The organism is Myceligenerans indicum (assembly GCF_016742955.1).
Taxonomy (GTDB): domain Bacteria; phylum Actinomycetota; class Actinomycetes; order Actinomycetales; family Cellulomonadaceae; genus Myceligenerans; species Myceligenerans indicum.
In genome coordinates this window covers 1-22508 of sequence record NZ_JABBYC010000023.1, presented here as the reverse complement: position 1 = coordinate 22508, position 22508 = coordinate 1, and the positions used below count along the sequence as shown (strand labels likewise).

Below are 22508 nucleotides of genomic sequence, written 5' to 3'. Positions count from 1 at the left end.
TGACCTGTACATTCAACAAAAACCCGAAATAGGTGTAAGTTCTCCCACCACGCTCAGGGGAGATCGTCATGACCGTTCCAGTCGTCGTCGTCCCGCCGGATGCACAGCCGCGCACCTATCTCTGGCTCGCCCTGCTCACCACCTTCGTCTTCTGCCCGCCCGCCGGGCTTCTCGCCCTGATCTTCTCCGCGCGCGTCGCGCCGCGCTGGATGGCCGGCGACAGGCAAGGCGCCTGGACCGCTGCCCGGGCAGCCCGCAACTGGTCCATGGCGGGGATCCTGGCGGGCCTGCTGCTCGCCCTCGTCGTCATGGTCTGGGCCGGCACGGCAGCGTTCCAGGTGTGACCCACGCGATACCCGCCGGACCGATCCGCGCCTGATTTCACCCGCCGCAGTAGGGATTCGTGCCGTTCAGCCCTCCTGCCCCACCCGGCGACCCGGGTATCCTCGCGAGTCATGGCGACAAGGCGTAAGCGCTCGCGAGGCGGCAGATCCGGCGCACGCGCCGGCGGCCCGCCCACCAGCAATGCCCTGGAATGGGCCGAGCGCCTCGCGACGGGCGAGGAGGCACCACAACCGTCGGCGCTGGAATGGGCCGAGAGCCTCGCGAAGGGGAGCACGGAACAGGAGCCCACACCGTCGAGCCCGTGGCCGACGGCGTCCACGAAGGCCGGGTCGGCGACCGCGGCCGCCACCCCGTTCGGCCGGACGGGCCCGGAGCCCGGCTCATCCCTGGAAGCAGGGGCCACCGGCGCCGCCCCACCGTTCGGAGCCGCGCCTCCCGCAGGGCCGGGCGGCGATGGTGCGGGAGACGACGGCGCACCCGGCTGGGGGCCCGTCGCCGCGACAGAACCTCCCGCCCGGCGCAGCCGTCGGCGCGGTGGCGGCACGGGCGCGGACGCCCAGCCGTCCCGGAAGCCCTCGGGCACGCCCGGGCGCGCCGGACGCAGGAGCAACGCCGCGACGCAGCAGCGCGAGGCGGGGGACACCGCGCTCACCCCACCCGGGACGACGCCGGACACGAAGGACCAGACGGCGCCGACCGGTACCGGATCGCCGTTCCCCGCGATCGCCGAACCACCGGCCCGTGGCCGGAGCCGCCGGTCAGCACCGGCCGAGGACCACCCCGCGGACAACCGGACGACGGATCGGCCCTCGGACAAGCCCGAGGGCCCTGCCGGCGCCGGCCGGTCGAAACGGGGCCGCCCCGCCGGGAGGCGGCCCGCGGGCCGGACGGCCGCGGCGGGACCTGCCGAGCCATCGGGCAAGCGGCTGCGCCGCATCCTGGCCAAGGGACTGCCCAGGGCCGCGGACAAGCCGACCGTGCTGATCATCGCCGCGGTCGTGGCCGTGGTGCTCGGACTCGGCGTCGGCTGGACCACCAACTACTTCGACTCCGGGCAGAACCTCGCCGCCGCCTCACCGCAGCAGTGCGCGGCGGCCCAGACCGCGTGGGCCAAGGCGGCCAACGCCCAGACGGGCATCTCCGAGGACGAGCCGGCGTCCGTCCGCTCGGGCTTCATCGAGGCGCGCGACGCGATGGAGTCGATCGACGTCCCGGAGGCGATCGCCAAGGACTGGGGTGCCGCCCACACGTTCTACGCCACCATCGCCGACGCGCTGGAGGCCGAGGAGGCGGGCGACGCCGAGGGCATCGCCGAAGCCGCTCAGATCGCCTCGACCAAGGTCAACACGGACGACATGATCGCGACGAGCAAACGCATCACGCGGTACGTGAACGCCGACTGCAACGCCTGACCGGACCGGACGCGGGCCGGACGCGGGCCGGACGTCACCCGATGTTCGGGTGACGCTCCAGCCAGAGACCGTACTGGGGGCTGCGCGCCACCGCGTCACGATGGGCGCGGAACGCGGCGTCCTCGATGAGCTCCGTGTCGAGCAGTCCACGCACGTCGCGGCGCCAGCCGAGGTAGTGCGTGCGGCGCAGCGGCGCGTCGGTGAGCGGCACGGAGCGGACCCCGGGAGGGTCCGGCTGCCCCGGCTCCACCAGCGCCACCGCGCGTCCCGTGCGCACCTGGTCGACCGCAGTGGTCCAGTCCGCCTCGCCGACGGCGCTGGGCGCGAAGCCCGCGCGCACGCAGGCGGACACGAAGCAGGACTCCAGACAGCTGTGGTCGGGCACGCTGAGCCACTGCTCCTCGGCGAGCTCGGCGAGCGTCACCTCCGGCTTGTCGGCGTACTCGTGTCCCTCGTGCAGGAGCACGAACAGCGGGTCGGTGCTCACCCGCGTCCAGGTCACCGACTCGGAGGCCGGCGGCGGGGAGTCGGAGCACATGCCCGTGACGGCCAGCTCGATGGTGCCGCACGCGAGAGCGCCGCTCAGGTCGTCCCCGCGGCGGGGCAGGACGGTGGTCACCTCGGCTCCGGGCAACGCCGAGTGCAGCCGGTTGACGAAGAGACCACCGATGCCGCTGCCGGAGACACCCACGCGAAGCGCCCCTGGATCGCCGTCCGCGGAGTTGACCAGTCGTTGAACATCGTCGGTGAGTGTGGCCATGGCGGGCAGCAGGACACGAGCATGGCGTAGCACCAGATCGCCGAGCTCGGTCGAGCGCGCGCCGTTGCGGTCGCGCACGAAGACGCTTCCGCCGAGAGCACGGTCGATGCGGTTCAGCTGCGCCGTCAGAGCCGGCTGCGCGATGCCAAGGACAGCGGCGGCCTTGGTCACACTCCCGGACTCGGCAACGGCGACCACCATCCGCAGGTGGCGCAGGTCGAGTTCCACGTCAAGGAAAATAATCGCCCGCCCATGCCCCTGTCTTGGGGCTGGAGTCAATTGGCGGATGCCCGCCACCCGCCGTTACATACCGGAAACAGGCCCAAGTTTGGGTGAAACTGGATACAACAAATGATGACGCTTCACCAACGGCGATCACCACCGGCGTTCGCCGCGGGAACGAGGAAACCATCCAGGACGAGCCCGCGCACGGCGGGCAGCAGCTCGGAGGCGAGGTCGTCGGCCGAGACCTCGAAGAGCGCTGACAGGGCGCCGATAATCTGGCCCACGGTCAGTTCTCCGTCGCACGCCCCGACGAGCGCGGCCAGCGGCGACGACGCCTGCACGCCACGACCCAGCCCGTCACCCTGCCGCAGGATCACGACGTTCGGATCCGCCGATCCAGGTGTCAGATATCTTTCCTCGGTGACATCGGGGGCCGAAACGAGGCGGGTTACCGCCACATCATCGTCGCTGCGCGTGGCGAGCCACGCATGTGCAGCGAGCACCGCACCGAGATGACCGCCCAGGGGCTGGCGCACCGATCCGGTGTGTTCCTCCAGACGGCGCAGCCTTCTCCTGCCGTCGTCGGCGGCCTCGGCCTCTGCGGGCGGCCCGCCCGCGACCCGCGAGCCGGCCGGGGCGCCGCAGCCGCCCGGGCGGCGGAGCGTGACGATCCCGAAACCGACCGCCTCGACGTCGCGGGACGCGAAGTCGTCCAGCCATGCGCCGTACGCGGCGGACCAGGCCTCTGGTTCACGATCGGGTGTGGTGCCGCCGTCACGGATCCAGGTCTCCGCGTACTCGGCGGGGTCGAGGACCTCGCGCTGGATCACCCATCCGTCGAGCCCGTACCGGTCGTGGGCGACGTCGAGCCACTCCCCGACACGTTCCTGCCACTCCTGGCCACGCCGGTGCTCCCAGTTCACGAGCATCTGCGCGACACCGCCCGGCGCCAGCACCTGCCCGACTCCCGTCACCAGGTCACGCACCAGGTCGTCGCCGGCCCGGCCACCGTCGCGGTACTCGTAGTCACCGAGCGCGTCCCGCACGGCCGCGCCGGCGGAACCGGAGTGCGGGGTGATGACGAACGGAGGGTTCGACACGACGAGGTCGAAGTGTTCTCCCGCGACGGGTTCCAGCATGGAGCCCTGACGCAGGTCGATCTTCCCGGCGTCAGCACCCAGGTTGAGCGCCGCGTTGAACGCGGCGAAGGCGAGAGCACGCCGTGAGAGGTCGGTGGCGACGACACCCTGCGCGTGGCGGGTGGCGTGCAGTGCCTGGATCCCGCACCCCGTGCCGATGTCCAGCGCACGTGCGGCCGGGTTGCGGGTGGTGACCTGCGCGAGGGTGAGCGAGGCTCCGCCGGCGCCGAGGACGTGGTCACCGGAGAGCCGGGAACCCGTTGCGGCCTCGCCGAGGTCGGAGGCGAGCCACCAGCGCACCTCACCCGAGGCGTCAGTGGCGGCGTAGGGGTACAGGTCGACGGCGGCGCGGACGTCGTCGCCGGGCTCGGCACCGGCGCACCGGACCAGGCCGAGACGTTCCGCACCGACGGTGCCCGTCGTGGGCAGCGCCCGGTCGAGCTCGGAGCGCGGGACGACGCCGCCGAGCAGGAAGAGCGAGACGAGCGCGGCGCGCGGATCCTTGGCGGAGACAGGGGCCACGACCCGGCGGGCGGGCAGCACCTGTTCGCGATGCAGGGCCGCGGAGGCAACGGGCCCGAGCAGGTCCTCGATGCCGTCGACGTCGTAGCCGCCGGCAACGAGGTCGACGCGCAGCGCCTCGACGAGCGCGGTGTCGACGTGCGGGGCGGAGGTGGTCACCGAAGGAGAGGCAGGCACGCTGCCATCTTCCCGCACTCACGACGGGAGTGACGGTCGACCTCGTGGGCAGCACGCACCTGCGTCACCGCACCGGCATGGCCGGCCATCGGGTGGCCGGCCATGCCGCTTCGACGTCAGACCGCGGCCGACGCCTTCTCCAGGCTCTCCTCGGACGCACCGTTCTCCCGGTTCGCGCGAACCTTCGACCAGGCCACAGCGCCGAGCGCGATCGCGGCCGCGGCCACCGCGATCGCGATACGGATCACGTGGTTGGCATCGGCCGGGATGGACATCGCCACGACGGCGGGTGCGATCAGCAGTGCCACCAGGTTCATCACCTTGATGAGCGGGTTGATCGCCGGGCCCGCGGTGTCCTTGAAGGGGTCGCCCACGGTGTCGCCGATGATCGTCGCCTCGTGCGCCTCGGAACCCTTGCCGCCGTAGTGTCCGTCCTCGACGATCTTCTTCGCGTTGTCCCAGGCGCCGCCCGAGTTCGCGAGGAAGATCGCCATGAGGACGCCTGCGCCGATCGCGCCGCCGAGGAAGCCCGCCAGCGGACCGACGCCCAGGCCGAAGCCCACGGCGATCGGTGCGAACGCGGCCAGCAGTCCGGGCGTGGCGAGCTCACGCAGGGAGTCCTTGGTGCAGATGTCGACGACCCGGCCGTACTCCGGGCGCTCGTCGAACGTCATGATGCCGGGGTGCTCCCGGAACTGGCGCCGCACCTCGAACACGATCGCTCCGGCCGCACGGGTCACCGCGTCGATCGCGAGCCCGGAGAACAGGAAGACGGTCGCGCCGCCGAGAATGACGCCCACCAGGGTGACGGGGCTGATGATCTCGTAGTCGAGCATGGCCATGACCAGGCCGGTGCCCTGGTCGGAGACCTCGCTCAGCGCATGCGTCACCGCGTCCGCGTAGGAGCCGAAGAGCGCGGTCGCGGCGAGCACGGCCGTCGCGATGGCTATCCCCTTGGTGATCGCCTTGGTGGTGTTCCCGACGGCGTCCAGGTCGGTGAGGATCTGCGCGCCGTCGTCGTCCACCTCGCCGGACATCTCGGCGATGCCCTGTGCGTTGTCGCTGACCGGGCCGAAGGTGTCCATCGCGACGATGACGCCGACGGTGGTGAGCAGGCCGCAGCCCGCCAGGGCGACGAGGAACAGCGCCAGCCACACCGACCCCCCGGCCAGCAGGAACACCGCGCAGATGGCGGCGGCGATCGTGCCGGCCGTGAAGACCGCGGACTCGAAGCCCACCCCGATGCCCGAGAGCACGACGGTCGCCGCCCCGGTCCGGGAGGTGGCGGCCACGTGCGCGGTCGGCTTCTTGTTCGTGTCGGTGAAGTAGCCCGTGATCCACAGGATGACGCCGGCCAGCACCACGCCCACCAGCACCGCGAGCGATGCGACCAGGCGCGGGTCAATCCCGGAGACGTCACCCAGGTCCGCGGTGCCGTTGAGCTGGTCGAAGGAACCCGGCAGGTAGACGAACGCCGCGATACCGGCCAGCACCGCGCCCACGAGCGCGGAGACGTAGAAGCCGCGGTTGATGGCGGTGAGCCCGCTCTCCGACCCCCGTACGCGGGTGATGAACACGCCCAGGAGCGCGACGAACGCGCCGATGGCCGTGACGATCAGCGGGAACACGAGGCCGTGCTCGCCCATGGCGGCCTTGCCCAGGATGAGGGCGGCGACCAGCGTCACGGCGTACGACTCGAAGAGGTCGGCCGCCATGCCTGCGCAGTCGCCGACGTTGTCGCCCACGTTGTCGGCGATGGTCGCGGCGTTGCGGGGGTCGTCTTCCGGGATGCCCTGCTCCACCTTGCCGACGAGGTCCGCGCCGACGTCGGCCGCCTTGGTGAAGATGCCGCCACCGACACGCATGAACATCGCCAGCAGCGCGGCGCCGAAGCCGAAGCCCTCCAGGACACCTGGCGCCTGCTCGCGGAAGATGATCACGACCAGCGCCGCGCCGAGGAGGCCGAGGCCGACGACGGACATCCCCACGACACCACCCGTGCGGAACGCGATCCGGGCACCCTCGGCGCGTCCCCCGGGGCGCGTGGCCGCGGAGGCGACACGCACGTTCGCCCGCACCGCCAGCCACATCCCGAGGTAGCCGATCGACGCGGAGAAGCCGGCGCCGAACAGGAAGGCGATGGACCGGCCGACCCGCACCCCGCTCTCGCCGGGGAGCAGGAACAGCAGGCCGAACACGACCACCGCGAACAGCGCGAGCGTCCGGAACTGGCGATTGAGGTAGGCAGAGGCGCCCTCCTGCACCCCGTGTGCGATGTCCTGCATCTTCGGGGTGCCTTCAGGAGCCGCGAGCACCTGCCTGCGCAGCACGAACGCACAGGTGAGCGCGCCTAGTGCGATGAGGGCGATCACCGCGACAACGGTGATGCTGGTGGAGCCTAGTGTGAGCATCCGTCCTCCTCGACGGGGAAGTCCATGAACCGGTCATGACCCTTGGTGGGTAGGGAACGTCCCGTCGGCAACGTTGGCGGCGGGAATGGGCCGAGTGTACCTGCATGTGATGCCGGTCACTAGCGGTAGGGATCGGCCGCGGTGAGCAGCCGTTCGACGTCGGTGAGGTCCGGGAGGACGGCGTCCGCCCCTGCCTCCCGGAGCGCTGCCGCGGAGGTCCTGCCGGCGGCCACTCCCACCACGCGCGCACCGCCTTCGACACCGGTGCGCACGTCTTCCAGCGAGTCGCCCACGATCACGGTGTTGTCCCGCGTGAAGCGCTCGCCGTAGCGCTCCTCGGCGCGCCTCTGGGCGATCGCGACGAGCGCGGGACGGTGCTCGTCGTCGGACACGTAGGCGCCGGCGTCGGCGTCGAGGTAGCGGTCGAGCCCGAACACCCGCAGCTTCAGCCGGGCGTTCGGCTCGAGGTTCCCGGTGACGACGGCCGGGACGAACCGGCCGTCGTCCGCCACCGCGGCGGCGGCCTCGCGCGCCCCCGGCATGAGGACCCCGTCGCGCCGGACGTCGACCTCGTGCGCGGCCAGCCGCTCCGGCACCGCCTTCAGCATCCAGGGCAGCAGGTACTCGGCGTCGGCGTCGGACACGCCGTTGTCCAGGAGCAGACCGCGAACGGCGCGCGGCATCGTCATGCCTGTGCCGCGCGCCGGAAAACGGGTCGCGGGGCGTCCGACGACCTCCTCGAACGCCTCGCGATACGCCGTCCGGTCCACCTCCCCCACGTAGATCAGGGTGCGGTCGATGTCCCACAGCAACAGGACCTTGCCGTGTTCCCCGCGTGAGGTGGAGCTGGAGTTCATCTCACGTCACGCCAGCATGGCGATCCGCTCGGTGAGGTTGCGCGCCCCGGCGTGCGACCGGCCGCGCGTGGTGCGGCGAGCAGCAGCCCGCACGTCACTGGCCACATCGGTGAGGTGCTTGCGCAACCGCGCCGACTGCACGCGCTCGGCGAGCGTCACGACCTCGCCACCCGTCGCACAGGCGGCGTCGAGGTCGCCCGCGCGGGCGTACGCCTGAGCGGCCCGGGCCAGGAACAGCCCGCGGGTGCGCTGCTCGGTCGGGTTCAGCCCCTCGGCAGCCCGCCCGAACGACTGGACGGCAGCGGCGGTGTCGCCCATGGCCAGGCTGGCCGACGCCGTCTGACCGTGGATCTCTCCCTCGTTCATCCAGTAGATCCAGTGCGGGTCGTCCTTGCCGGGGCCCTTCACGCAGAGCTCGGCCGCCGTTCCCAGCGCCCGGCGCACCGCCTCGCGCTCGCCGAGCAGCGCGTGCCCCCGCGCCTGGCGCGTGAGCAGCACCGCCTCCAGGTGCGGCACGTCGAAGCCACGGACCTGCTGCCGTCCGGCCTGGGCCGCGACGATCGCGTCCCGCGGACGGTCGTTGGCGTAGGCGTGGATGGCCAGGTATGACAGGGCCCCCGCGCCGAGACGCGCGTCCTGTGCCGTGTGCGCGGCCCGGAGCGAACCGAGCAGGTACGCCTGCGCGGCCGAGTGCCGGTCGGCGTCGAACGCATACCACCCGGCCTGCGCCGCGGTGTCCGCGGCGACTCCGGCGAGGCGGCGTCCCACCGACTCGTCGAAGTTCCCGTGCTCCAGTGCCCGCAGCACCAGGGCGAGGTGGGCTCGCGCCATGTCCGCGACACTACCGCTGCCTGCGCCCGCGTCCATCATCCGGAGCTGATCGGTGGTCCCCTGGAGGTGGTCGCACATCTGCTGCGTCACCCGTGCCCCGCCGACCGTACGCCGCAGCAGCTCCGTCTCCTCGGTGCCCCAGTGGTGCACGTAGGCGGCGAGCGTGAGACCGCTGAGCATGGCCGAGTTGCCGGCGTTCGGCTCGGCGAACTGCAGGGCGGAACGCGGTTCCTCGACGGAGACGTCGGACCGGAGCGCGGCGCGCAGCGCGAGCGTGAGCCGGTCGTTGGTCCAGGGCTCGACGGGATCGAGCATCGGGTCCGTCAGGCTCGGACCGACCTCGTCGTCGGCCGTGGCGTTCGCGGCACCCGTGCGGGCCACGTCGCTCTTCTTCCTGACCACCGTGCGGACCGACCCCGTGGCCGGCCTGGTCCCCCCTGCGGGCGCGAGAGCGGCCGCGGACCGGTCGGACACGGCGCCGTCGCCGCGCGACGACCCGGGCAGCGGAAGCCGCACGAGGTCGACCGGGGTCCCCAGGCCCGAGAGGAACTGGACGACGCGAGCGACATCGGTCAGCTTCCGGTCACCGCACTCGAGCATGGACAGGTAGGACTGGCTCAGCCCCGTCAGCGCGGCGACGTCCTCCTGACGCAGCGGCACGAGCTGACGAACCATCCGGCTCACCTGGCCGAAGTCCCAGTCGTCGAGTGCGGAACGCACTCCGGCGTCGTCCCAGACATGCGTCGGGACGGTCGGGAGCTCGACCACCGGGACCCTTTCGGTGCGCCGGCACGCGGCGCACTGCTCCTCGGAGTTGTAACGGCTCAACACGCACCCGCATCGAGCACAAGTTCGTGACTTTCTGCTACTGGGCATTTCGCCAGCCTCCCCCTGTTGGCAACCCATGACGTTGTCGTTGTATGACCGACTTTCCCAGATGATTCGTCAAGTCGCTCTTCGACTGAGCAGATTACTTCCGTGATATCACTGTGAACAGGTGCATGCATGACGAACAGGCCAAGATTTCACCCGGTCCCGATGTGACACCTCCACATATCACCGCAGGCCAGAGACCAGACCCGCCGCGCCACGGCAGAAGCCGCGCAAGATTCACGCCGCGAGAGGCCCCGAACGAGTGCTGTCAAGCGGAGGCGACGCGGTCAGAGCCTCCGGGTGCACGACGGCGATACAACGATCCCCGCACCCCGCGCGTCATGGTCTGTGTGTCCGGCCGGACGGGCCGGAAATGATGCACGGAGGTGACACATCGTGGCGTGGGAGGACGAGCTCGGCGAGCTGATGGCCACGCGCGGCAACGCGCTGGTCCGCTATGCCTACATGCTCTCTGGTGACCGCGCGCTCGCGGAGGACCTGGTGCAGGACGCACTCGTCAAGGTCTTCTCCCGGCTCCGGGGGCCGGCGGGCCGCACCCGCGGCCCTGCCGGAAGCGCGAAAGGGGCGCGCGTGCACACGCTCGACGGGTCGCCGCTCGACAACACGGAGGGGTACGTGCGACGCGCGATCCTGACGCTCTTCCTCGACGGCTACCGCAAGCGGCAGCGCTGGTACGACATCAAGCACCTGCTGGCCGACGACGGCGTCGGCCGCGCCGCCGAGGCGGCCGCCACCGCCCGGGTCGACGTCATGTCCGCACTGGCCCGGCTCGGCCCCCGCCAGCGAGCGTGCGTGGTGCTGCGCTACTTCGACGACCTGACTGTCCCGCAGATCGCGGACGCCCTCGGCACCGCACAGGGGACGGTCAAGCGGTATCTGTCCGACGCCACCGACCACCTGAGGGACCTGCTCCGCCCCGACGATCTCCGCCCGGCCGAAGGGAGGGCCGCCCGATGAACCACGACATGCCCGAAAACGACGACACGAACTTCCTCTCCGGCGCCCTGCACGGCGCCGCGGACGCGATGCCCGGAGGTGAGACGGAGGAGATGCACCTGCAGTTCGGCACCGTCCGTGACCGGATCCACCGGCGTCGCACGACGAAGCTCAGCGGAATCGGGGCCACGGCACTGGTCGTCGTCGGAGGTCTCGCAGTGGGGGCCACCCAGCTCACGGCCTTCGACGGCGGTTCCGCGCTCCCCGCCGGGCCGTCGTCGTCCCGGTCGGCGACGACGCCCCCCAGCCCCGAGGTGAGCGAGCCGCCCCCGGGGTACGGCTGGGCTCCGGGGGACCTCTACACGGACGCCGGCCTGTTCTGCGGCGCCGACGCGGCCTCGATCACGCGCTCGTCCGGGGACTCCACGATCGAGTTCACGTCAGATCCCCACCGGGGAGAGGACGCGACGGCGAGCATCACGGTGGCCGTGCACGACCCGTCCCGGTCCGGAGCCGCGAGCCTGCCCCTCGAGCCCTCGCTCGTCTGGGTCCGGGACGGCAAGGTGGTCAACCTCAGCCGCTTCTTCGATCCCGAACCGATGCCCGTCGAGTTCGACGACTCGGGCACCGCCCAGGCCGAGCTCCGGCTGGACACCGTCGACGCCTGCGACCCTCCCGAGGGCGCACAGGACCAGCCGTCCTTCGAGCCTGTCGAGTACACGGGAGTGCTGGACGCCGGCGCGTACCAGGTCCTCCCCGTCCTGTGGACGAGCGTCGGCAGCGGCGACTACGTCTCGGGCGGGGCGACGACCGTCACGGTGACCGCCGACGGAACCCTCGCCGGGCTGGCGCCGGCACCCGGAAGTTACACCACGCCCGCGGACGAGCCGACCGGCGGAGCCGACGGGTCGGGCGAGTCGGGTGGGTCTGCCGACGCGGACGGACCGGACGGCGGCGGCAGCACACCGGGCCCCGACTGCTCGGCCGCGAGCACCGAGGACTCGAGCGACTTCTCGTTCGAGCCCGAACCGGTGGCGCGAACGGCTCAGGCCCTCCTGGACGCCGCGCTCGCCTGCGACCTTCCCGCTCTCCAGGAGGCCGAGGAGCCAGGCGTCACCCAGCTGCACCGAGCCGCCGAACTGTCCGTCGCCGAGCGCTTCGCCCTCCCCGAGCGGGGCGACCCGGTGTACGAGAAGCTCGCCACGCTCCTGAACGGTGTGGGAGTCGTGGATCCGGACACGGGGAACTACGTCTGGCCCACGGTCGCCTCGCCCGAGTACCGCCAGGACCCGGGCGCCTGGGACTACGCCGTCGAGAAGGGCTTGGCCACCCAGGCCCAGGCCGACGCCTGGCGCGCCGCGGGCGGAACGTACTACGGCTGGCGCCTGTCGATCGAGCCGGACGGCACCTGGCGCACGTTCCTCGGCCCGGATCCCGCCGCCGGCTGAGCCTCCTGGACAACGGGCACCCGACAGCGCCGTGCCATGGCGGCGATGTCGGGGGCCCGCAGGCCGGACGGACATAATGTGCCGGTGAGCCCTCAGAATTCGACCCCGCCCCTGCCCCCGTCGATCCCTCCGCGCCAGCCCGCGCCGAAGGCGGCCAAGCAGCACGTCGAAGACCTCGGCGCGTTCGTGGCCGCTTCCCCGTCCTCGTACCACGCGGCGGCCGAGGTCACGCGGCGCGCGCGGCTCGCGGGCTTCGTGGTGCTCGACGAGGCCGACGCCTGGCACGTGGTGCCGGGTGGCCGGTACGTCGTGGTTCGCGACGGTTCCGTGATCGCCTTCGCCGTCCCCGCCGACGCCGGCCCGGACGCCCCCGTCACCATCCTCGGCGCCCACACCGACTCCCCGGGCTTCAAGCTCAAGCCCAGGCCGACCACCGGCGCCCACGGCTGGTGGCAGGCCGGTGTCGAGGTGTACGGCGGCCCGCTCCTCAACTCCTGGCTGGACCGCGAGCTGGAGCTCGCCGGCCGCGTCGTGACGACCGAGGGAACCGAGCACCTGGTCCGGACCGGGCCGCTGCTGCGCATCCCGCAGCTCGCGATCCACCTGGACCGCGGCGTGAACGAGGGGCTCAAGCTCGAACCGCAGCGCCACACCCAGCCGGTGTGGGGTCTGGGGGACCTGCTGGGCGCGGACGTGCTCGCGGAGCTCGCGCCGCAGGCGGTCGACCCGGCCACGATCGCGGGGTACGACGTCGTGGTCGCGGACACCCAGCCACCACGCACCTTCGGTGCAGGCCAGTCGATGTTCGCCTCGGGCCGCCTCGACAACCTCCTGTCCACGCATGCCGCACTCACCGCGCTGCTCGCCCACGTCAACGGCGGGAGGAACGGCAAGGGCGGATCGGCGTCGCCGGACGACGACACCGCAGGTGCCAGGATCGCCATGGTCGCCGCCTTCGACCACGAGGAGATCGGTTCGGCCTCACGGTCCGGCGCGGCGGGCCCCTTCCTGGAGGACGTGCTGGGCCGGATCCACGCGGCGCTCGGCGCGTCGGCGGAGGAGCGCGCGCGGTCGTTCGCGACATCGTTGCACGTGTCCTCGGACGTCGGACACGCGGTGCACCCGAACTATCCCGAGCGCCACGATCCGGCGAACCGCCCGGTCGCCGGGGGTGGCCCGATCCTGAAGATCAACGCCAACCAGCGCTACTCGACCGACGCGCACGGCGCCGCCGCCTGGAACGCCGCGTGCTCGGCCGCGGGAGTGCCGAGCCAGGAGTTCGTGTCGCACAACGACGTCCCGTGCGGGTCGACGATCGGCCCGATCAGCGCGACAAGGCTCGGCATCCGGACGGTGGACGTGGGCGTCCCCATCCTGTCGATGCACTCGGCCCGGGAGATGACCGCCGTGGTCGACCCGTGGTACCTGGCCCGCGCCATGACGGCGGTCCTGGCGAACTGACGTGCCTGCGGCCGGTGTCCGCCGCGCTGGTGCGTGGGGACACCGGCCGGACCGTCAGTCCGCCGGCAGGACGACCCCGTCCTCGGTGAGCCTGACCGTGACCGCGGCGCTCCACGAGGACGGGTCCTCGACGGCGCGCGCCACGGCGCCGGAATCGGCGTCGCCTCCGGCCGGGACGAGGGACTGGTAGGCGCGCACCTGATAGGTGCCGGCGGGCAGCTCGGGCGGTTCCGCCGTGGGCGCGCTCGTGTCCTCGCCCGAGCCGTCATGGCCCAGGCAGGCGGACCGTGTCGACGGCGTGTCGTACCGGGTGAAGCTCTCGACACCCAGGGTGGCCTCCTGCACCGCGTCCACCGGGAGCGACACGACCAGGTCGTCCTGCGTCCACACGTACGAGACGGGGCCCGCCAGGACGTCGCTCGACAACGATCTCGGGATCCGGGTGACAGCCAGCGTGTTCCGCCTTACGTCGGTGATCTCCAGGCCGTAGGTCCTGGTGTCCGCCGCGTCCGATGGATCCGGACCGGCGACGTCCGGGCCGTCCGGAAGGAGCTCGCCGGGCAGTCGGTCGCCGCAGGCGATGGCGGTGCCCTCCCAGCCGGGCGGCTGGAACCCGAGGATGAGGTCGGCCTCGCCGTCCGCGCCCAGCCCGAGCACCTCAGGACCGCTCGGGAACCCGGCGACCCCCGGTGCGTAGCCCATGTCGTGCGGCGGATCGTACAGCGCGCCGGCAGCCACGAGCGTCACGGCGGCCACGGACATCATCCCGGCCCCGGTGACCTTGGCAGCTCTGCGGGAGCGCACCCGCCCACGCACCTTTGCGTAGGCCTCTTCCTGCGGTGGAGCCATCGCCGCACCCCGCCGGGACATCTCCTCGAGGGCGGCCGCGAGTCCGCTGCCCGCCGCTGGATGTCCCCTTTCGGGCGGGTGGTCTGCGTTCGTCACAGGCTTCCTCCCGGCTGCACGTCCATGACGTTCTGGAGCGCTGACATCGCGTCCGACAAGTGGCGCTTCACAGTACCTTGCGCGATACCCAGGGTGGCCGAGATCTGCGGCACCGTCATGTCCTCGAAGTGGCGCAGCACGACCACGGCCCGCTGCCTCGGGGAGAGGCGTTCGAGAGCAGCCTCCACGTCCGCCTTCGCCGCCGCGGCGTGCTCGGGGCTGCGTGCGCGGCCGTCGTCCGCCAGGAGGTGCTGGATGCCGAACCAGCGGGATCGCCTCCGGAAGCCGTCGACGTAGATGTTGGTCATCGCGCGCTTCACGTAGCGCTCGATGCCCATCGCGGGGTCGAAGCCGTCCCGCGAGGCACCGTCCTCGCCGAACGGCTGCACGCCGGAATCGGCGACACGGGGTACGGCCGGGCGCCGGAACCGGGAGAAGGTGCGGACAAGCGCCTCCTGCACCAGGTCCTCGGCCTGATGGCGATCACCGCACAGCAGGTAGGCGTAGCCGTTCAAGGCGGCACCTCGATGCGTCATGAGGTCGGCCAGCTCCTTGTCCCACTGTGGCACAGGGGCCTCCTGAAGGTTCTCATGTCAGGTCGTCACGAACGAGCGCCCCCGATGGTTGGGGGCAACCGAGAGATTCTTCCGCATCACGCACCTTGCCCGCGAAAAGAATCTCACCTGACTCAGAGAGACCATCCAGGATCCTGATACCGCCTAGATGTGAAGATGCCGTGAAGGCCGGTAAAGCACCCCAACGGTTCGGGGAGCCTGCCCGCCTGAGGGTCAGGCCAGTTCGATGCGATAGCCGCGCTTGACCACGGTTCGGATCAGGTCCTTGCCGGCCGTCTCCCGGAGGCGGGCGATCGCCACCTCCGCCGCGTGCGGGTCCGTGGACTCCCCCGGCAGCGCCGCCAGCACCTGGTCCCGCGAGACGACGTCACCCCCGGCCGCGGCCAGCAGCCGCAGCACCTCGACGCCCGTCGGCGAGAGCGGCAGGACCCTCCCGTCCAGCACCGCGACACGCGCGCGGATCTGCAGCGGGCCCGCGACCGTGGCCAGCGCCACCGACTGGATCCGTTCGTAGTGCCCCACCAGGGCGCGCACGAGCGCCCCCAGGCGACCACGCTCGGGCTGCAGCGTCTTGATGCCGCGGTCCTCGAGCGGCTTCGCGGTGATCGGCCCGACGGCAGCGACGATCAGCTGGTCGGCGTCGACCCGCTCCCGCACGGCCGCCAGCACGCCGGCCTGCTCGGTGGCTCGCATCCACGCCTCGGAGCCCGGCGCGGAGGTGAAGACGATCGCGTCGATCTCCCCCACGGCCGCGGCATCCGCCGAGGCGATCACCGCGTCCGGGTCCGGCGCCGGACCCCAGCGGTACACGACCAGGCTCGCCACCTGCGCCCCGGCCTTCTCGAAGACGTCGTCCAGGCCGTCCGCACCCGCGCCGTGGTGCTGGATCGCGATCCGCTGCCCCGAGACGCCCTCGCTCAGCAGGACCTCCGCCACCTCGGCCGACGTCTCCGACTCCGCGACCCAGTCGGCCTGCAGGCCGGCAGCCTGGATCGCGCCGCGCGCCTTCGGCCCGCGTGCCACGATCCGCACTCCCGCCAGCATCGCGGTGAGGGGCTCCGCCAGCCCGTGCGCGTCGGCGGCCTCGAACCAGGCACGGAACCCGATCCCGGTGGTGACCACCACGACGTCCGGCGGGTCGGCGATGATCGCGCGCGTGGCCGCGAGCAGCGTCTGGTCGTCGACGTGCGGGATCATGCTCAGCGCGGGGGCGTGCCGGATCTCGGCGCCGCGACGCTCCAGAGCGGCCGCCAGCTCGGTGGCCCGGCGTTCGGCGGTGACGAGGACGGTGCATCCTGCCATGACCTGTCCCAGCGCAGGACGAGGCGTGGCCACACCCTCGGTGGCCTCAGACACCGGCACCTGCCAGTCGTCCGTCACGCACACTCCCCAGCAGTCCGTCCGCCGCCACGCCACCGATGACGATGACGGCGGGGGCTGCCACGCCCTCCGCCGCGGCGGCGGCTGCCGCCTCGTCGAGGCGGGTCCGCGTGACACGCTGGGCGGGCGTGGAGCCGTTCTCCACGATCGCCACGGGAGTGGCCGGGTCGGTCCCGGCGCGCAGCGCCTGCTGGGCGATGGTGCTCAACGACGAGACTCCCATGAGTATCACCAGCGTAGCCGTGTTTTCCCGCACCACGGCAACGGCCGCGTCGTCCAGACCCCCGTGGCCGGACGTGATGTGCACCCCGTGGGCGGTGCCCCGGTGGGTGACGGGGATGCCCGCCAGCTCCGGGACGCTGACCGCCGAGGTGACCCCGGGAACGACCTCGACCTCGATCCCTGCCTCCCGGCAGGCGATCAGCTCCTCACCGCCCCTCCCGAAGAGGAACGGGTCACCGCCCTTGAGGCGGACCACGTGCGCACCCGCCCGGGCCCGGGCCACGAGGATGCGGTTGATCTCCTCCTGCGGGACCGGATGGTTGCCGGACGTCTTGCCCACGTGGACCACGTCGGTCGTGGCGGGGAGGTCGTCGAGCACGCCGACGGCACCGAGCCGGTCGGCGACGACGACGTCGGCGCTCTGCAGCGCCCGCCACGCCCGGAGCGTCAGCAGGTCGACGGCACCGGGACCGCCGCCGACGAGGGTGACCCGCCCCCCACGCCGGTGATCGGAGCCGGGCAGGCCTGCCGCACCGCCCGGCTCCGACATCTGTGGGGTCCTCACGCCGGCGTCCCGACGTGCACGACGCCGTCGCGCACGTCCACCGGGTACGCCGTCAGGTCCGCTGCGAGGCCCGTCTTCGGCTCCTTGTCGGCCAGGGCCAGGCACTCACCGGTGACCAGGGAGAACACCTGCTTGTAGATCGGCGATGCCACGGTCGGCACGCCGCCGCGGGTACCGACGATCCCGCGGGACAGGACGTGGGCGCCGGAGAAGGGGTCGAGGTTCTGCACCGCGTGCACCCGCGCTCCCTCGAACGGCTCGGCCAGCAGGAAGACGGCCACCTGCACACCGTCGACGAGCGCGGCCACGCCTCGCTCGGGCATGAGGTCGTCCACCGGGCACACCGTGTGCCACACGAGATCGTCGATCACGTTCACTCCCTTGCCTCCGCCGGACGCCGCGGCGAGCGTCGCGGTACCACCGGACACGGTCCGGGACTCGCTGTGTTCGGACACGGTCATGAGCGCACCTCCAGGCTGGGACCCGAGATCAGGACCGGGGCGTCCTCGGCGCCAGAGGCGGCTGCGGCGCGTTCCGCGTCGGTGGCGGGACGGTGCTGGCCGCGCTCGGCGACGTAGGCGAGGTTGGGGTCGGACTCCTTCGGGGCGTTCACGAAGGAGGTGAAGCGCCGCAGCTTCTCGGGGTCGTCCAGCACGGCTTTCCACTCGTCCTCGTAGTTGGCCACGTGGTCCGCCATCGCGGCGTCCAGGTCGGCGCAGATGCCGAGGGAGTCGGCGATGATGACCTGGCGGACGCCGTCGAGGCCGCCCTCCACCTCCTCCATCCAGGGGGCGGTGCGCTGCAGGCGGTCGCCCGTGCGGATGTAGTACATGAGGAAGCGGTCGATCGTGGTCAGCAGCTCCTCACGGGTGAGGTCCTCCGCCAGGAGCTTGGCGTGCGCGGGGCGCTGCCCGCCGTTGCCCGCGACGTAGAGGTTCCAGCCCTTGTCCGTGGCGATGACGCCGACGTCCTTGCTCTGCGCCTCGGCGCATTCGCGCGCGCAGCCGGACACACCCATCTTGAGCTTGTGCGGCGCGCGCAGGCCGCGGTACCGCAGTTCGAGCTCGACCGCCATGCCCACGGAGTCCTGCACGCCGTACCGGCACCAGGTGGATCCCACGCAGGACTTCACCGTGCGCAGCGACTTGCCGTAGGCGTGGCCGGACTCGAACCCGGCGTCCACCAGTCGGCGCCAGATGTCCGGGAGCTGCTCGACGCGGGCGCCGAACATGTCGACCCGCTGGCCGCCGGTGATCTTCGTGTACAGGCCGAAGTCCCGTGCCACCTGGCCGACGGCGATGAGCCCCTCCGGCGTGACCTCGCCGCCCGGCATGCGCGGCACCACCGAGTACGTGCCGTCCTTCTGCATGTTCGCCAGCATGTGGTCGTTCGTGTCCTGCAGCGTGGCCTGCTCGCCCGCGAGGATGTGGCCGTTGCCCTGGCTCGCGAGGATCGAGGCGACGACGGGCTTGCAGATGTCGCAGCCGCGACCGGGGCTCGTGGCGCCCTCGGGGGCGCGTCCGAACCGGCCGATGATCTCGCTGAACGTGTGCAGGTCGGCCACGCGGACGGCGTCGAACAACTGGGCGCGCGTCAGCTCGAAGTGTTCGCACAGCGCGGTGCTGACCTCGATGCCCGCCTTCTCCAGCTCGGTGTTCGTGAGCTTCTTGACCACCGGGAGGCACGCCCCGCAGGTGGTGGCCGCCTTGGTGCAGGCCTTGACCCCGGGGACGTCGGTGCAGCCGTGCTCCGTTACTGCTGCGCGGATCTGGCCGGCCGACACGTTGTTGCAGGAGCAGACGGCGGCATCGTCCGGGAGTTCGAGTCCACCGAGGGCGGCGCCGTTACCGCCCTCGGGGAGAATGAAGGCGCTCGGGTCACCCTCGGGCAACTCGGCGCCGAGCATGGGCCGCAGCATCGCGTACGGCCCGGCGTCGCCGACGAACACGCCGCCCAGGAGGGTGCGGGCGTCGTCGGACAACACGAGCTTCTTGTAGATGCCCGCCACCTGGTCGGCCCAGACGACCTCGACGCAGCCGTCGGCCCGGCCGTGCGCGTCGCCGAAGGAGGCGACGTCCACACCGGACAGCTTCAGCTTGGTCGCGGTGTCGGCACCGGGGAAGGTCGCGTCGCCGCCCATCAGACGGTCGACGACGATCTCGGCCATGGTGTAGCCCGGCGCGACGAGGCCGATGCAGCGGCCCTCGATACAGGCCACCTCACCGATCGCGTAGACATCCGGCTCGCTGGTGCGGCAGGCGAGGTCGACGACGGCGCCGCCCCGCTCGCCCATCTCCAGGCCGGCCTCCCGCGCCAGCTCGTCGCGCGGGCGCACGCCCGTGGCGACGACGACGATGTCGGTGTCCAGCCGGCCGCCGTCGGCGAACTCCATGCGTCCGACGTGGCCGGTGCGCTTGTGCGGCTTGAGCTCCTTGGTGGCCGTCTGGGTGCGGACCGCGATGCCCTTGTTGTTGATGAGCCGCTTGAGGGCCTCACCGCCGCCCTGGTCGATCTGCACCCCCATGAGGTGGGTACCGAACTCGATGACGGTGGCATGGGCGTCGAGCGCCTTCAGGGCACCCGCCGCCTCCAGGCCGAGGAGGCCACCCCCGATCACCGCACCACGTACGGGCTTGTTCGGGCTTGCCTCTCTCTTCTGCTCGACCCAGCCGCGCAGCGCCGCCAGGTCGTCGATGGTGCGGTAGACGAAGACGCCCGGCAGGTCGGCACCCGGGATGGGCGGCACGAACGGGTAGGAGCCCGTGGCCAGCACGAGGTGGTCGTAGTGGTGGACCTTGTCGAGGCGGTCGGTGACCGTCCTGCGCTCCCGGTCCACCGCCATGACCCGGCGGTCGCGGTGCAGGGTGACCAGCGGGTCGTCCCACAACTCGGGCTCGCCGAGGGTGAGGGCCTCCGGCCCCTCGGTGAACCAGCGGCTCAGGCCGACGCGGTCGTACGGCGGGCGGGGCTCCTCGGCGAAGACCTCGATCGAGTAGCGGTTCTCGGTGTCGCGAGAGCGCAACGCCTCGACGAAGCGCTGCGCCACCATGCCGCCGCCCACGACGACGACGCGCTGCGTGTCGTCGCTGCGGGCGGCTTCGCGCTGGGTGTCGCCCGCGGAGCCGGGCACGGATGAATTGACCATGTCTTGAAAGTAGGCGGACGCCTTTTCGGTACCGTGCGGCGACGGTTGCGCCGGGGGAACATCTTTCTCACGTCCGCCAAAGCATCCGTGTGAGCGAGCTACGGCCTACCCCCTGGCGAACCCGGTGGACCGACGCCGCGACGTGGTCGCCGCGATCGCATGAAAATTCGTGATCCTAGCGGCAGTCACGCGACGACTCCCGCACCACGGCATCAGCCCCGGATCAGGCTTTGGGCGAAGTGATCGAGCACGGCGATGATCCCGGCATGCTGCCAGACCCTGTTACGGCGCAGACCCGTGCGTTCCTCCAGCACGCCGGCGTCGGTGAGCTGGCTCAGCGCGTTCTGGGCCGACTGCGGCCCCAGACCGAGATGCGCCGTGAGCAACCCCGCTGAGACGGGCGCCGTCGTGGTCTCGACCAGCCCTTTGGACCGGCGAAACCTGGAGCAGCACCCACCTCTTGATCCAAGTTTCCGCGAAACTTGGATCAAGAGGTGGGTGCTGCTCCAGGTTTCGTGTCAGGCCGGGACCTGCTCCCCCGTGAGTTCCCCGCGGGAGGACTTCGCCCAGGCCGCGATCCCGCAGACGGCCTCCTTGCAGGAGCCGCAGCCGGTGGTCGCACGGGTCTCGGCCGCGATCTCCTCCAGGGAGTCCCTCCCCTCGGCGCAGCAGTCGGCGATCTCACCCTTGGTGACGCCGTTGCACCGGCACACGACGGCGTCGTCCGGCATGTGCTCGGGCGAGTCGACGGGGGCCGCGGTCGGCATGATCGGCGTCAGCAGCAGGAACGCCGGATCCACCGGAACGGGGGTCCGCCGCGTGTAGGCGGCCGTGAGGTCGGCGGCGACGCGGGCGTCACCGACGCAGGTGGCACCCACCAGGACACCGTCGGCCACCACCGCCTCGACGAACCGGCCTGCGGCGGGGTCGGCGAGCCGCACGGCGCGCTCGCCGGCCAGCGGGGCGCGGCCGAGGCCGGCCGCGCCCATGCTGACGATGCTCAGGTCGCCGGCCTTGACCTTCACCACGTCCGTGCCGCGCGTCTCGATCCCCCGGTCGGACGGTGTCCGGGACACCGCCTGGGAACCGAGCAGCGTGCCCAGACGCACCGCCATCGACGGGCGCTCGCCCTGGTCCGGAAGGCGGAGGTGCTCGCGAGGCCCGGCGCCCGGGTCGAGACCGCCCCCGGCCCGCTCGGATTCCGCGCTCGCGGCGGCACGTGCGGCGGCCTGCTCGGCGAACCGTTCCGCCAGGCGCCGCGCCTGGTCCCAGCCCTCGGCGACGAGCCCGCGCGAACCCTCGGGCGGCTGTGCGCAGTCGCCGATCGCGCAGACCAGGCCGTCGTCCGGGCTGGTCAGATCGGGTCCGACGAGGATCCCGCGGTCGGTGCTCAGGCCGGCCGCCTGGGCGATCCGCGATGTCGGGACCGTTCCGGTGGACATGACGACGAGGCCGGCCGCCACGACGTCGTCGTTCCCGAGCCGCACGCCGACCACGCGGCCGCCGGCCACGAGCACCTCGCTCGGCAGCACCCCGGCGCGGACGGTCACGCCGTGCGCGGCGAGACCGTCGGCGAGCACCTCGCCGGCCGGGCCGTCGAGCTGACGGGCCATGAGAGAGGGCGCACCGTCGACGATGGTGACGTCCAGGCCGCGGGCCGCGAGGCCGTATGCCGCCTCGACGCCCAGCACGCCGCCACCCACCACCACCGCGCGGGGGGTGTTCACGGTGGCGGCCACGATCTCGCGGGCGTCGTCGAGCGTGCGCAGGGCGTGCACGCCCGCGGGCAGTGCGGAGTTGCCGACGGTACCGAGCCCCGGGAGCGAGGGGATCCGCGCCTCGGAGCCGGTGGCCAGGACCAGGTGGTCGTAGGGGTGCCGGGTGCCGTCGTCGGCCACGACCACGCGTGCGGCGCGGTCGATCGCGACGGCGGCGACGCCGCGCAACAGGTCGATGCGCTCCAGGTCGGGCATCGGCATCCCGATCGCCGCGACGTCGGTGCGGCCGGCGACGACGTCGCTCAGCAGCACACGGTTGTACGGCTCGTAGGGTTCCGCGCCGAGAACGGTGATGTCGAAGGCGTTGTCGGTGTCACGGCGCAGCAGCTCGTCGACGAACCGGCCGCCGACCATGCCGAAACCGATCACGACGACTCGCAACGGGACTCTCAGACTCATGCGGGGGCCTCCTCGAGTGTGGTGGCTGACTCGGGGTGGGTGGCTGTCTCTTATACACATCTGACGCTGCCGACGATAAGG

18 protein-coding genes are annotated in these 22508 nt (G+C 71.9%); 5 read left to right on the top strand and 13 right to left on the bottom strand.

From position 1 onward, the window contains the following. Positions 1-68: 68 nt before the first annotated feature. Positions 69-344, top strand: coding sequence for a CD225/dispanin family protein (locus HGK34_RS13035; protein WP_201847969.1), 276 nt, complete (start codon positions 69-71; stop codon positions 342-344). A 111-nt stretch (positions 345-455) separates the two neighbouring features. Further along, complete coding sequence (locus tag HGK34_RS13030; protein ID WP_201847967.1) at positions 456-1757, top strand: hypothetical protein; 1302 nt, start codon at positions 456-458, stop codon at positions 1755-1757. A gap of 34 nt (positions 1758-1791) precedes the next feature. Here HGK34_RS13030 and HGK34_RS13025 read toward each other — a convergent pair whose 3' ends face one another. From HGK34_RS13025 to HGK34_RS13005, 5 genes are all read right to left on the bottom strand, one after another. Continuing rightward, on the bottom strand, positions 1792-2745 hold the full coding sequence (locus tag HGK34_RS13025; protein WP_307815944.1) for a LysR family transcriptional regulator: 954 nt from the start codon (positions 2743-2745) through the stop codon (positions 1792-1794). A 134-nt stretch (positions 2746-2879) separates the two neighbouring features. After that, positions 2880-4580 carry a DUF7059 domain-containing protein gene (locus HGK34_RS13020; protein WP_201847965.1) on the bottom strand — a complete coding sequence of 567 codons (1701 nt, stop codon included), beginning with the start codon at positions 4578-4580 and terminating at the stop codon, positions 2880-2882. Between the two features lie 116 nt (positions 4581-4696). Further along, entirely contained in the window at positions 4697-6991 is a 2295-nt protein-coding gene (locus HGK34_RS13015) for a sodium-translocating pyrophosphatase (RefSeq protein WP_201847963.1), read from the bottom strand. A 119-nt stretch (positions 6992-7110) separates the two neighbouring features. Beyond that, the gene (locus HGK34_RS13010; RefSeq protein WP_201847961.1) at positions 7111-7848 is read right to left on the bottom strand and encodes an HAD family hydrolase; all 738 of its coding nucleotides are present in this window, start codon (positions 7846-7848) and stop codon (positions 7111-7113) included. Between the two features lie 6 nt (positions 7849-7854). After that, positions 7855-9447 carry a helix-turn-helix domain-containing protein gene (locus HGK34_RS13005; protein ID WP_201847959.1) on the bottom strand — a complete coding sequence of 531 codons (1593 nt, stop codon included), beginning with the start codon at positions 9445-9447 and terminating at the stop codon, positions 7855-7857. A 498-nt stretch (positions 9448-9945) separates the two neighbouring features. Between HGK34_RS13005 and HGK34_RS13000 the strand changes: the two genes are divergently transcribed. The 3 genes from HGK34_RS13000 to HGK34_RS12990 all read left to right on the top strand — a co-directional run bounded on the left by HGK34_RS13000 (position 9946) and on the right by HGK34_RS12990 (position 13418). Beyond that, on the top strand, positions 9946-10530 hold the full coding sequence (locus tag HGK34_RS13000) for a sigma-70 family RNA polymerase sigma factor (RefSeq protein ID WP_201848027.1): 585 nt from the start codon (positions 9946-9948) through the stop codon (positions 10528-10530). 8 nt (positions 10531-10538) lie between these two features. Beyond that, positions 10539-11957 carry a hypothetical protein gene (locus tag HGK34_RS12995; protein ID WP_201847957.1) on the top strand — a complete coding sequence of 473 codons (1419 nt, stop codon included), beginning with the start codon at positions 10539-10541 and terminating at the stop codon, positions 11955-11957. Positions 11958-12041: 84 nt separating this feature from the next. Then, a complete protein-coding gene (locus HGK34_RS12990; RefSeq protein WP_372433126.1) occupies positions 12042-13418 on the top strand; it encodes a M18 family aminopeptidase in 1377 nt (458 codons plus the stop codon). A gap of 54 nt (positions 13419-13472) precedes the next feature. On the opposite strand, the gene HGK34_RS12985 is transcribed toward HGK34_RS12990, so the two are convergent. The 8 genes from HGK34_RS12985 to HGK34_RS12950 all read right to left on the bottom strand — a co-directional run bounded on the left by HGK34_RS12985 (position 13473) and on the right by HGK34_RS12950 (position 22427). After that, the gene (locus tag HGK34_RS12985; RefSeq protein ID WP_201847953.1) at positions 13473-14363 is read right to left on the bottom strand and encodes a hypothetical protein; all 891 of its coding nucleotides are present in this window, start codon (positions 14361-14363) and stop codon (positions 13473-13475) included. Beyond that, complete coding sequence (locus tag HGK34_RS12980) at positions 14360-14932, bottom strand: sigma-70 family RNA polymerase sigma factor (RefSeq protein ID WP_201847951.1); 573 nt, start codon at positions 14930-14932, stop codon at positions 14360-14362. The genes HGK34_RS12985 and HGK34_RS12980 overlap by 4 nt, the downstream gene beginning before the upstream one ends. Before the next feature lie 219 nt (positions 14933-15151). Continuing rightward, on the bottom strand, positions 15152-16240 hold the full coding sequence (locus HGK34_RS12975) for a uroporphyrinogen-III synthase (RefSeq protein WP_201848025.1): 1089 nt from the start codon (positions 16238-16240) through the stop codon (positions 15152-15154). A 46-nt stretch (positions 16241-16286) separates the two neighbouring features. Then, complete coding sequence (gene cobA, locus HGK34_RS12970) at positions 16287-17105, bottom strand: uroporphyrinogen-III C-methyltransferase (protein WP_307815941.1); 819 nt, start codon at positions 17103-17105, stop codon at positions 16287-16289. Beyond that, complete coding sequence (locus tag HGK34_RS12965) at positions 17102-17428, bottom strand: nitrite reductase (NAD(P)H) small subunit (RefSeq protein WP_244666697.1); 327 nt, start codon at positions 17426-17428, stop codon at positions 17102-17104. The genes cobA and HGK34_RS12965 overlap by 4 nt, the downstream gene beginning before the upstream one ends. A gap of 134 nt (positions 17429-17562) precedes the next feature. Continuing rightward, positions 17563-20250, bottom strand: coding sequence for a nitrite reductase large subunit NirB (nirB, locus tag HGK34_RS12960; protein ID WP_201847947.1), 2688 nt, complete (start codon positions 20248-20250; stop codon positions 17563-17565). Positions 20251-20462: 212 nt separating this feature from the next. Continuing rightward, a complete protein-coding gene (locus HGK34_RS12955) occupies positions 20463-20636 on the bottom strand; it encodes a hypothetical protein (protein WP_201847946.1) in 174 nt (57 codons plus the stop codon). Between the two features lie 132 nt (positions 20637-20768). Next, complete coding sequence (locus HGK34_RS12950) at positions 20769-22427, bottom strand: FAD-dependent oxidoreductase (RefSeq protein ID WP_201847944.1); 1659 nt, start codon at positions 22425-22427, stop codon at positions 20769-20771. Between the last annotated feature and the right edge of the window lie 81 nt (positions 22428-22508).